Consider the following 10,888-nt stretch of genomic DNA (forward strand, 5'->3'; position numbering starts at 1 on the left):
GGGGCGCCTCCCGCCGTGGGGGCACCCCCGGCCGAAGGCCGGGGGTGGGTGCGGGATCCTCGCGCCCCTGAGGGCGCCTACCGGCGCCCGCGGCGGCCCGACGCGTAGAAGGCGCAGCCGACCAGCAGGAAGGCGAGCAGCGGCACCACCTGCGAGAGGGTGTACTGCAGCCGCTCGCCGGCGAAACTGGTGGGCAGCGAGTCCGCGGGGTTGCCCGCCGTGCCGAACCAGCCGACGCCGAGGCCCGGCCAGATCAAGTCCGCGACGGTGAACGCGACCAGACCCGTCGTCAGGACCGTCACCGCCCACGCACCCGCCGTCCCGCCGGGGACCCGGTAGGGCCGGGGGGCGTCGGGGAACTTCCGTCGCAGGACCACCAGCGCCGGGAAGGTCACCACGTAGGAGACGAACGTCGTCGAGATCGCCAGTCCGAGTCCGGCGGCGAAGTACTTCTCGCTGTTGCCGTGCGTCAGGTTGAGCGCCGCGACCATCAGCAGCGAGGCCAGCACTCCCGAGAGGACGTTGACCCGCACCGGCGTGCCGCGCTTCTCGTCGATGACGCCGAGCCAGGCGGGACCCGCGCCGTCCGCGCAGGCGACGGCCTGGCCGCGGTCGCCGCCCATGGCCCAGCTGACGCCGCTGGTGAGCAGGCCGACGATCAGGCCGAGGGCCGCGATCGCGCCGAGCACGCTGCCCGCGCCGGTCAGCGTCACGGTGCCGTCGGCCGCGACGTTGCCGCCGTAGACCGTGAAGACGGCCTTGCAGGCGTCGATGAACCCGCCGAGGCTGCCGATCTGCCTGGCCGGGAGCACGAAGAGGATGCCGAGCACCGGTCCGCCGTAGAGCACGAAGGACGCGAGACCCGAGCGCAGGATGGACAGCGGGATGTCCCGGCGCGGGTCGCGCATCTCCTCCGCCGCCGCGCTGGGGAGTTCGAAGCCGACGTAGTTGAAGATCAGCACGGGGACCAGGCCGACGAACCCGGCATAGGTGGGCGTGAAGTCGTGGGCCGTCAGCCCGTGCACGCCGTGCCGGGCGGCGTAGACGGCCACCGACACCAGGAAGAAGCCGAGCAGCACGATCCGGGCGACGGCACCGGCGATGGGGACCCACTTGCCGAGCCGCACGGCGAGCAGCACGGCCAGCACCCCGGCCCAGATGAAGGCGAGCCCGGCGACGTAGCGCCACAGCCCGGGCAGCGGGGTGAAGAACTGCTCCCAGGTGGCCAGTGCGATCACGCACAGCGTGCCGCCGACCCACACGGGATTGGAGATCCAGTACAGGACCTGGTTGAGTCCGGCGACGAAGCGGCCGAAGGCGAGCCGGGTCCACACGTACGGGCCGCCCTGGACCGGGAACGCGGAGCCGAGTTCGGACACCAGCAGGCCGTAGGGGAGGAAGAAGACCAGGGCCAGGATCACCATCCAGCTCAGTCCCTGCGGCCCCTGGGCGGCGACCGACCCGATGGTGTCGAGTCCGACGACGGTGCAGATCAGGAAGAACAGCAGGTCGGTGCGGCGCAGATCCTTGCGCAGCCGGCCGCGTTGCTCGCTCCAGCCGCCGTCGAGGCCGGGCCCTTCGGGGGCCGGCGCGGGGACCGGGGCGGAGGCGTGGGTGGGGGTTTCGGCCATGCGCGACTCTCCTTCGAGCGGCGGACGACTATTAACTGAACATGCAGTTAGTAGTGGGCACTGTGGCCCCGGCCACACCGGCCTGTCAATACTCCGGGCGCACTCCGGGCAGGGGCAGCCGGATAGTCTTGCCGCCGTGGCGAGAGTGCGGTTGACCGTGGAGGCGCGGCGCGAGGAGATCCTGCGCGCGGCGGTGTCCCAGATCGAGGCCCGCGGCCTGGCCGCGTTGCGGATCGCGGACGTGGCACAGGAGTTGGGCGTCAGCAACGCCCTGGTCGTCTACCACTTCGCCAGCAAGGAGAAGCTGGTCGCCGCCGCCTACGCGCACGCCGCCGAGGCCGACCTGGCCCACCTGCGCGCGCTGCTCGCCGCCCCGGACAGCGCCCTGGCCCGGCTGCGCGCCGCCGTCCGCTGGTACGCCCCCACCGGCGAGGCCAAGGGCTGGCGCCTGTGGATCGAGGGCTGGGCGGCCGCCCTGCGCGATGCCGAGCTGCGCGAGGTCGCGGCGGAACTGGACCGGGCCTGGAAGCAGGCCATCGCCGAGGTCATCGAAGCGGGCGTCGCCGCGGGCGAGTTCAGCGTCGCCGACCCCGCCGAGGCGGCCTGGCGGCTCACCGCCCTGCTGGACGGCCTGGCCGTCCAGGCCACCGCCTACCCCGGCAACCTCCCCGGCGCCCGGCTGGCCGAGTGGGTGGACGCGGCCCTGGAGCGGGAACTCGGCCTGGACCCCCGGTAGTGCAACCGGAGGGCCGCAGGCCCGCGGACGGTACCGGGGCAGCGCGGCCGGGTAGGTAGACAGACCGGTACACCTGCCGATGACCGCCGGGAGCCCCTGACATGACGTCAACCGTCCAGCCGCCGCACCGCTTCTCCGTCTGGGCGCCCCATGCCCGGGAGCGGGTGGACGTCGTCGTGGACAGCACCGTCCACACCATGGCCCGCGATCCGGACCGCACCGGCTGGTGGCTGGCGGACCTGCCCGCCGTCCGTCCGGACGCCCGCTACGGCTTCCGCCTGGACGGCGAGGAGACGCTGCTGCCCGATCCACGCAGCCGCCGCCAGCCGGACGGCCCTGACGGCGCGTCACAGCTCGTCGACCACCGGGCCTTCCGCTGGACCGACCACGACTGGCCCGGACGCCCGCTGCCCGGAGCCGTGCTCTACGAACTGCACGTCGGCACCTTCACCCCCGGGCGCACCTTCGACGCAGCCGCCGAGCGCCTGCCCCACCTGCTGGAACTGGGGGTCACCCACGTCGAGTTGATGCCCGTCTGCCCCTTCCCCGGGCGCCACGGCTGGGGCTACGACGGCGTCGCCCCCTGGGCCGTGCACGAGCCCTACGGCGGCCCCGAAGGCCTCAAGCGCTTCGTCGACACCGCGCACGCGCTCGGGATCGGCGTCGTCCTCGACGTCGTGCACAACCATCTGGGGCCGTCGGGCAACTACCTGCCCCGCTTCGGGCCGTACTTCACCGACCGCCACCACACCCCCTGGGGCGCGGCGATCAACCTGGACGACCACGGCTCCGACGAGGTCCGCGCCTACTTCCTCGGCAGCGCGCTGGCCTGGCTGCGCGACTACCACCTGGACGGGCTGCGCCTGGACGCCGTGCACGCGCTGGCGGACATGCGGGCCAAGCCCTTCCTGGAGGAGCTGGCCGAGTCGGTGGACCGGCTCGCCGCCCGGATCGGCCGCCCGCTGTTCCTGATCGCCGAGTCCGACCTCAACGACCCACGCACGATCACCTCACGGGAGTCGGGCGGTCTCGGCCTCGCCGGCCAGTGGAGCGACGACTTCCACCACGCCCTGCACGCCGCCTTCACCGGCGAGTCCGGCTCCTACTACGGCGACTTCGCGGTGGCCCCGCTCGCCGCCGTCGCCAAGACGCTGACCGAGGGCTTCTTCCACAACGGCACCTGGTCCACGGTCCGCGGCCGCCACCACGGCCGCCCCCTCGACCCGGCGCGCACCCCGCTGCACCGGCTGCTCGGCTACACCCAGACCCACGACCAGATCGGCAACCGCGCCCAGGGCGACCGCCTGTCGGCGGCCCTCTCCCCCGCCCAACTGGCAGGCGCGGCCGCGCTGGTGGCCGTGTCGCCGTTCACCCCGATGCTCTTCATGGGCGAGGAGTGGGGCGCGTCCACCCCCTGGCAGTACTTCACGGACCATCAGGACCCGGCGCTGGCCCAGGCGGTGCGGGAGGGGCGCCGCCGGGAGTTCGCCACGGCGCCGGACGTCGAGGTTCCGGACCCGCAGGACCCGGCGACGGTGGAGCGCTCGACGCTGCGGTGGGACGAGCGCGAACGGGAGCCCCACGCCTCCCTGCTGGAGTGGCACCGCCTGCTGTTGCGGCTGCGCCGCGAGCACGCCTCCGGCCCGGCGGAGGTCGTCTTCGACGAGGACGAACGCTGGATCACGGTCCGCCGCGGACGCCTCCAGGCGGCGCTGAACCTCGCCCCGCAACCCCGCAAGGTTCCTGCGGCGCCCGGCCACCCGCTGGCCGCCTACCCCGAACCCCCAGCCCGCGCCGAGGACTCGCTTCTCCTCCCCCCGCACGGAGTGGCACTGCTGCTGACCGCCTGAGTTGCACCTCCCCCAGGGGCGCGGGGAACGGCGCGGCCGGCCCAACCCCCGGGGAGGTCCGACCCGCAGACGGGGACGGACCTCCCTGGGTGGTGGGCCGGTCGCGCACGTCCTCGCGCCCCTGGCGGGGGGCGGCTAGCGCGCCGCGCGGAGGCTCAGCTCGTGCCAGAGGGAGTCGACCTGTCGATCCAAGGCGTCCAGCGGGCCGTCGTTGTCGATGACGTAGTCCGCCACCGCGAGCCGCTGCTCGCGCGTGGCCTGGGCGGCCATCCTCGCGCGGGCCTCGTCCTCGGTCATGCCGCGGATCCCGACCAGCCGCCGTACCCGCGTCTCGTCCGAGGCGTCGACGACCACCACCACCTCGTAAAGACCCTGGAGGCCGTTCTCCACCAGCAGCGGCACGTCGTTGACCACGACCGCCTCCGGCCCGGCGGCCGCCTGGAGTTCCGCACTCCGCTGCCGCACCAGGGGGTGGACGATCCCGTTCAGCACCGCCAGCTTGTCCGCGTCGCCGAAGACGATCGCGCCGAGCGCCGGGCGGTCCAGTGAACCGTCGGGCCGCAGCACGCCCTCACCGAACGCCGCCACGACCTCCGCGAGACCTCGCGTTCCCGGTTCCACGACCTCCCGCGCGATCAGGTCAGAGTCGATGATCACCGCGCCGTGCTCCGCCAGCCGGCGGGAGACCTCGCTCTTGCCCGCGCCGATCCCGCCGGTCAACCCCACTGTCAGCATGCGCGTCAGGCTACTGGAACGTCCGACGCCGGCCGCGTGCGCGGTCGCGGCAGCTTCACCAGCTGCACCGGGGGCCTGATGATCGGCGGCAGCGTCACGTGCTCGCTCAGCCCGATCCGCCGGTGCAGCCGGGCCAGCCAGCCCGGCGCCCACCAGTTGCCCGCCCCGAACAGCGACATGGCCGCGGGCACCAGCAGCATCCGCACCAGCGTCGCGTCCACGAAGACGGCCACCGACAGGGCGATGCCGATCTCCTTGATCTGCAGCATCGACCCCGACGAGAAGCCCGCGAACACGATGACCATCAGCAGCGCCGCCGAGGTGATGATGCGTCCGCTGCGCTGCACCCCCAACTGCACGGCGGGACGGCAGGCGTGGCCCTCGTCGTGCAGTTCCTTGATCCGGGACAGCAGGAAGACCTCGTAGTCCATGGAGAGCCCGAAGGCGAACGCCACCACCAGGACCGGGATCCACGACTCCAGGCCACCGGTCGGCGTGAACCCGAGCACCGAGCTGAACCACCCGTACTGGAACACCAGCGTCAGCACGCCCAGCGCCGAGCCGATCGACAGCAGGTTCATCACCAGCGCCTTGACCGGCACCACCAACGACCCGGTCATCATGAACAGGAGCAGGAAGGTGGCGGCGACCATCAGGCCGAGCGCCCACGGTCCGCGGGTGAGCACCTCGTGCTTGAAGTCCACCACCTCGGCCGCGCTGCCGGTCACCCATGTCGTCAACCCGCCCCGGTCGGCGCGCAGTTCGTCGACCACGTGCTGCGCGGTCGTCCCCTGCGAGCTGCCGTCCACGGAGACCGACACGGTGCTCAGCCCGCCCCCTGCCGCGGCCGCCTCCGCCGAGGAGACGCCAGGGAGCCTGGTGACCTGCTGGGCGTAGCCGTCGGCCTGCGCGAGGGTGCCCTGGACCACCACCGTGACGTCCGCGGACTGCTGCGCGGGAAACTTCTTGTCGATCGCGTCCGCCACCGCGCGGCTGCTGAAGGAGGTGGGCAACTGCTGCGACGTCGCACTCTGGGCATGCGCGCCGATGAACGGCGCGGCCAGGGCGACCAGTACCGCGGTCACGGCCAGGGCGACCGGAAGTGCGCGCTTCTGCACTCGTTTGACGGTCCGTGAGAAGACGCCGTCGTCGCTGACGCCGCGCTTGGGCGGCTTGAGCCGGTGCCCGACCACCCCGAGCAGCGCGGGCACCAGGGTGAGCCCGGAGAGCACGGTGATCACCACGACGCTGACGCCGGCCGCGCCCACCGCCCGGAAGATGGGGCTGACGAAGACGAAAAGCCCGGACAGCGCGGCGGCCACGGTCAGCGCGGAGAAGGCGATGGTGCGCCCGGCCGTCGCGCTGGTCCGTTCGATGGCCTGCTCGACCGTCGCACCCTGCGCCCGCTCCTCCCGGAAGCGGTTGACGACCAGCAGGGCGTAGTCGATGGACAGTCCGAGCCCCAGGACCGTCGTGATCGGCAGCACGCTGGTGTCCATCGGCATGATCCGGGAGAAGCCGAGCAGCGCCAGCAGCGCACCCGCGACCGAGCCGACCGCGCCGATCAGCGGCAGCCCCGCGGCCAGGAAGCCGCCGAAGATCAGCACCATCACGACCAGGGTCAGCGGCAGGGTCAGGTACTCGCCGCGCTCGGTGTCGGACCGGGTCTGCTGCTGCACCTGCGAGTCGAGCACCATCTCGCCGCCGAGGTGCACCGCCGTGCCCTTCGCGTCGTCGGCGATGGCCTGGAGCTTCGCCTCCACTTGGCTCAGCGCCGAGTCCTTGCTCAGCTGCACCTCGACCAGCCCGGCCGTGCCGTCGGTGGACCGCAGTGCGGTGCCGCCCGCGCTGTAGGGCCCGGCGACGCTCGCGACGCCGTCGGTCCTCTCCAGGCCCGTGACGGCCTTGGTGACGGCCTGCTGCACCTGCGCGCTGTTCAGCGACTGGCCGTCGACCAGGGCGACGACCGTGTGCGCGGAGGGGTTGACCGAGGCCAACAGCGCGCTGCCGGTGGCGGATTCGGAACCGGCCGCCCGCGCGGAGGGGGCGGCCGTGTCGAAGACCTTGGTACCGAAGACCAGTCCGATGGCGATGAACAAGGCCCAGAGGCCGAGAACGACGCGTCGGTGGCGGAAACAGAACCTGCCTACAGCGGCGAAGGGTCCGCCGACGCGCGTAGAGAAGCGGTGCATGTACGGGCCTTGCGTCAGGTGGTGCAGCGGTGCATTCGAGAACCAACTGTGACCTGAAATCGCCGTGATCGGAAGGTTTCGGACTTATGTCCTACGCCATATCAAGAACTGCCTTACCCGGGAACTTCCGACGAGACGTCAACTACCAGCACTGATACGGACATGTATGACAAAAGGCCCCCTCCCCGTGATTCCCGGAGGGGGCCTTTCTCAGTCAGCTCTCACACTGCGTGAGTTCAGCTCTGGCCGCCGGCCAGCTTCTCGCGCAGGGCGGCGAGGGCCTCGTCGGTCGCCAGGGCGCCCGAGGTCTCGTCGCTGCTGGAGGAGTACGAGCCACCGGACACGGCCTCGGCAGCCTGGGCGTCGCCCTCGGCCGCAGCCTGGGCGTCGGCCTCGCGGCTCTTGATGACCTGGGCCTGGTGCTGCTCGAAGCGGGCCTGCGCCTCGGCGTACTGGCGCTCCCACTCCTCACGCTGCTTCTCGTAGCCGGGCAGCCAGTCGTTCGCCTCGGGGTCGAAGCCCTCCGGGTAGATGTAGTTGCCCTGGTCGTCGTAGGAGGCAGCCATGCCGTACAGGGTCGGGTCGAACTCGACGGCGGACGGGTCCGCGCCGAAGGACTCGTTGGCCTGCTTCAGCGAGAGGCTGATGCGACGACGCTCGAGGTCGATGTCGATGACCTTGACGAAGATCTCGTCGCCGACCTGGACGACCTGCTCCGGGATCTCGACGTGGCGCTCGGCCAGCTCGGAGATGTGGACCAGGCCCTCGATGCCCTCGTCCACGCGGACGAACGCACCGAACGGAACCAGCTTGGTGACCTTACCCGGGACGACCTGACCGATCTGGTGGGTCCGGGCGAACTGCTGCCACGGGTCCTCCTGGGTCGCCTTCAGCGACAGGGAGACGCGCTCGCGGTCCATGTCGACGTCGAGGACCTCGACCGTGACCTCCTGGCCGACCTCGACGACCTCGGACGGGTGGTCGATGTGCTTCCAGGACAGCTCGGAGACGTGGACCAGACCGTCGACGCCACCCAGGTCCACGAAGGCACCGAAGTTGACGATCGAGGAGACCACACCGGAGCGGACCTGACCCTTCTGCAGGGTCGTGAGGAAGGTCTGACGGACCTCGGACTGGGTCTGCTCGAGCCAGGCACGGCGGGACAGGACCACGTTGTTGCGGTTCTTGTCCAGCTCGATGATCTTGGCCTCGAGCTCCTTGCCGACGTACGGCTGCAGGTCGCGGACGCGACGCATCTCGACCAGGGAGGCCGGGAGGAAGCCGCGGAGGCCGATGTCGAGGATGAGACCACCCTTGACGACCTCGATGACGGTACCGGTGACGATGCCGTCCTCGTCCTTGATCTTCTCGATCGTGCCCCAGGCGCGCTCGTACTGGGCGCGCTTCTTGGACAGGATCAGGCGACCCTCCTTGTCCTCCTTCTGGAGGACCAGGGCCTCGATGCTGTCGCCGACGGCGACGACCTCGTGCGGGTCGACGTCGTGCTTGATGGACAGCTCGCGGGACGGGATGACGCCCTCGGTCTTGTAACCGATGTCGAGGAGCACCTCGTCACGGTCAACCTTCACGATGGTGCCTTCGACGATGTCACCATCGTTGAAGTACTTGATGGTCTCGTCGATCGCGGCGAGGAAGGCCTCGGCGTCGCCGATGTCGTTGACCGCAACCTGCGGAGTGGTGATGGCCTCGGTGCTGCTCGTCATTAGGAAAGGGGCTCCGGTACGGACATGAAGTCGTAGGTACTACCACGCCGGGGGCCCGTGTCGCTCCACCAAGGACCGGACAGCAGAAGCGGCACGCCAAGCGGGCCGACTGCGGCTGTGGGGTCTTCAACAGATGCGAGCGCGACCTGCTCCGTCCGAGGCGCGCAGGCCCGCAGCGCAACTTGTAGCATACGGGGACTGCCATGCCCGGTCAATGCGGTATTCCGGCGCCCGAACGGGACAAATGCCCCAGCCCGACCCGCCGCCCGGACCGTCTCCGGCGACCCTCGAAGGCCACGGCCAACAGGTTACGCTACCGCCGAGATGATCGATGACGAGACCCCCGGCACCGCCGACGACGACGCCGAGGCGGTGCGCCGGCCGGCCGGTACCGGCGAGACCGTGCGGGCCAACCGCGGCTGGTGGGACCGCAACGCGGACGAGTACCAGCAGGAGCACGGTGCCTTCCTCGGCGACGACCGCTTCACCTGGTGCCCCGAGGGCCTGGACGAGGGCGACGCCCAACTGCTCGGCCCGACCGCGGAGCTGCGCGGCAAACGGATCCTGGAGATCGGCGCGGGGGCCGCGCAGTGCTCGCGCTGGCTCGCGGCTCAGGGCGCGCTGCCGGTGGCGCTGGACCTGTCGCACCGTCAACTCCAGCACGCGCGGCGCATCGACGAGGCCAGGGGTGGGGTGCCGGTCCCCCTGGTGGAGGCGGACGCGACCGTGCTGCCGTTCCGGGACGGCAGCTTCGACCTGGTCTGCTCCGCCTACGGGGCGGTCCCCTTCGTCGCGGACTCGGCGCGGCTGATGCGGGAGGCGGCCCGGGTGCTGCGGCCGGGCGGGCGCTGGGTCTTCTCGGTCACCCACCCGATCCGCTGGGCCTTCCCCGACGAGCCGGGCCCCGAAGGGCTGACGGCCTCCTCCTCGTACTTCGACCGGACCCCTTATGTGGAGCAGGACGAGGACGGCCGGGCCGTCTACGTCGAGCACCACCGCACCCTGGGCGACCGCGTGCGCGAGCTGTCGGCGGCGGGTTTCGCCCTGCTCGACGTCGTCGAGCCGGAGTGGCCCTCGTGGCTGACGCAGGAGTGGGGCGGCTGGTCCCCACTGCGCGGCGCGCACTTCCCCGGGACGGCGATCTTCGTGTCGGTGCGGGTCAGCTGAGCGTGGCCGGGGTGGACGAGCCGCTGCCGTTGAGCGTCTGGTCCGCCTTGGTCACGGCCTGCTGGTAGAAGGCGTTCGCCTGCTGCGACGAGGTGCTGCCGACCTGGATGAAGGTGAACAGCATCGCCGCGTTCTGCAGCTTGGTCAGCGCGACGTACCCGTTGATCGCGACGCCCTGGTAGCTGCCGTCCATCCGCTTGGCCGTGGAGGCCACACCGCCGCCGGCGTTGACGGGGGTGAGCGTGAGGGTCACCCGGACCTGGCCGGAGGTGATGGTCAGGCGGCTGCAGTCCTGCAGCGCGTGGGCGGCCTTGGTGTAGGCGGCGTCCAGAGTGGCGGCCGGACCTGCGCCGAGGTGTTCCTCCACGAAGGGGCCGTTGTCGCTGGCCTGGAAGGAGGCGTCGGCCTTGGTCAGCCCGCTCGCCCCGCCGAGGTTCTGCATCTCGGTGCAGCCCTGGACGGTGCTCGGCGACGAGGTGTCGCTGGGCGCGGGCGAGTACGGCGACTGCAGGTCGCCCGCGGTGAGCAGGGCGGACTGCAGTTGCTGCTGGCTGATCACGGCCGGACTGGACGAGGCGGCCGAGGTGGAGCTGCCGATCACGGCGTTGTTCGTGGACCCGCCGCTGCTGCAGGCGGCCCCGACGAGACCGAGGGCGACGACGGTGGCGCCGGCTGCTGCCGCGCGGACCGTCCGGTGCTGACGAAGGCTCATACGGGCCTCCTTCGACGGAGGTGGTTCGCCTATCGACGATTCTCCGCCCCGGCCCCTTCCGGGGCGCGAGGAGCGCGTGACCAGCTCACCACCCGCACACGGGCCGGACCTCTGGGGGTGGTGGGCTGGGTCCGCCACTCA

The 10,888-nt window shown here is 71.5% G+C and carries 8 protein-coding genes; 3 read left to right on the top strand and 5 right to left on the bottom strand.

What is annotated here, in order from left to right; all coding sequences use genetic code 11:
* Positions 1-77: 77 nt before the first annotated feature.
* A complete protein-coding gene (locus ACFP3V_RS30360) occupies positions 78-1,631 on the bottom strand; it encodes an APC family permease (protein ID WP_380590558.1) in 1,554 nt (517 codons plus the stop codon).
* 136 nt (positions 1,632-1,767) lie between these two features.
* On the opposite strand from ACFP3V_RS30360, the gene ACFP3V_RS30365 reads away from it, so the two are divergent.
* Positions 1,768-2,367, top strand: coding sequence for a TetR/AcrR family transcriptional regulator (locus tag ACFP3V_RS30365; protein WP_380590561.1), 600 nt, complete (start codon positions 1,768-1,770; stop codon positions 2,365-2,367).
* A gap of 101 nt (positions 2,368-2,468) precedes the next feature.
* The gene (treZ, locus tag ACFP3V_RS30370) at positions 2,469-4,217 is read left to right on the top strand and encodes a malto-oligosyltrehalose trehalohydrolase (RefSeq protein WP_380590564.1); all 1,749 of its coding nucleotides are present in this window, start codon (positions 2,469-2,471) and stop codon (positions 4,215-4,217) included.
* 135 nt (positions 4,218-4,352) lie between these two features.
* On the opposite strand, the gene coaE is transcribed toward treZ, so the two are convergent.
* The 3 genes from coaE to rpsA all read right to left on the bottom strand — a co-directional run bounded on the left by coaE (position 4,353) and on the right by rpsA (position 8,868).
* The gene (gene coaE, locus ACFP3V_RS30375; protein ID WP_380590567.1) at positions 4,353-4,952 is read right to left on the bottom strand and encodes a dephospho-CoA kinase; all 600 of its coding nucleotides are present in this window, start codon (positions 4,950-4,952) and stop codon (positions 4,353-4,355) included.
* A gap of 5 nt (positions 4,953-4,957) precedes the next feature.
* Positions 4,958-7,051 (bottom strand): MMPL family transporter, encoded by a 2,094-nt coding sequence (locus tag ACFP3V_RS30380; protein WP_380590570.1) that lies wholly within the window; start codon positions 7,049-7,051, stop codon positions 4,958-4,960.
* 329 nt (positions 7,052-7,380) lie between these two features.
* Positions 7,381-8,868: a 30S ribosomal protein S1 gene (rpsA, locus tag ACFP3V_RS30385; protein ID WP_380590573.1), complete on the bottom strand. Its 1,488-nt coding sequence runs from the start codon at positions 8,866-8,868 to the stop codon at positions 7,381-7,383.
* Between the two features lie 324 nt (positions 8,869-9,192).
* On the opposite strand from rpsA, the gene ACFP3V_RS30390 reads away from it, so the two are divergent.
* Positions 9,193-10,035, top strand: a complete 843-nt coding sequence (locus ACFP3V_RS30390; protein ID WP_380590576.1) for a class I SAM-dependent methyltransferase — start codon at positions 9,193-9,195, stop codon at positions 10,033-10,035.
* Here ACFP3V_RS30390 and ACFP3V_RS30395 read toward each other — a convergent pair.
* Positions 10,028-10,747, bottom strand: coding sequence for a hypothetical protein (locus tag ACFP3V_RS30395; protein ID WP_380590579.1), 720 nt, complete (start codon positions 10,745-10,747; stop codon positions 10,028-10,030). The two genes, ACFP3V_RS30390 and ACFP3V_RS30395, sit on opposite strands and share 8 nt — an antisense overlap.
* Positions 10,748-10,888 lie beyond the last annotated feature (141 nt).

Source organism: Streptacidiphilus monticola (assembly GCF_042658505.1).
GTDB lineage: Bacteria > Actinomycetota > Actinomycetes > Streptomycetales > Streptomycetaceae > Streptacidiphilus > Streptacidiphilus monticola.

What these genes read in the sequence shown, in the direction of transcription:
- ACFP3V_RS30360 (WP_380590558.1), bottom strand. Translation starts at nt 1,631, where the DNA reads ATGGCCGAAACCCCCACCCACGCCTCCGCCCCGGTCCCCGCGCCGGCC.
- treZ (WP_380590564.1), top strand. Translation starts at nt 2,469, where the DNA reads ATGACGTCAACCGTCCAGCCGCCGCACCGCTTCTCCGTCTGGGCGCCC.
- coaE (WP_380590567.1), bottom strand. Translation starts at nt 4,952, where the DNA reads ATGCTGACAGTGGGGTTGACCGGCGGGATCGGCGCGGGCAAGAGCGAG.
- rpsA (WP_380590573.1), bottom strand. Translation starts at nt 8,868, where the DNA reads ATGACGAGCAGCACCGAGGCCATCACCACTCCGCAGGTTGCGGTCAAC.
- ACFP3V_RS30390 (WP_380590576.1), top strand. Translation starts at nt 9,193, where the DNA reads ATGATCGATGACGAGACCCCCGGCACCGCCGACGACGACGCCGAGGCG.
- ACFP3V_RS30395 (WP_380590579.1), bottom strand. Translation starts at nt 10,747, where the DNA reads ATGAGCCTTCGTCAGCACCGGACGGTCCGCGCGGCAGCAGCCGGCGCC.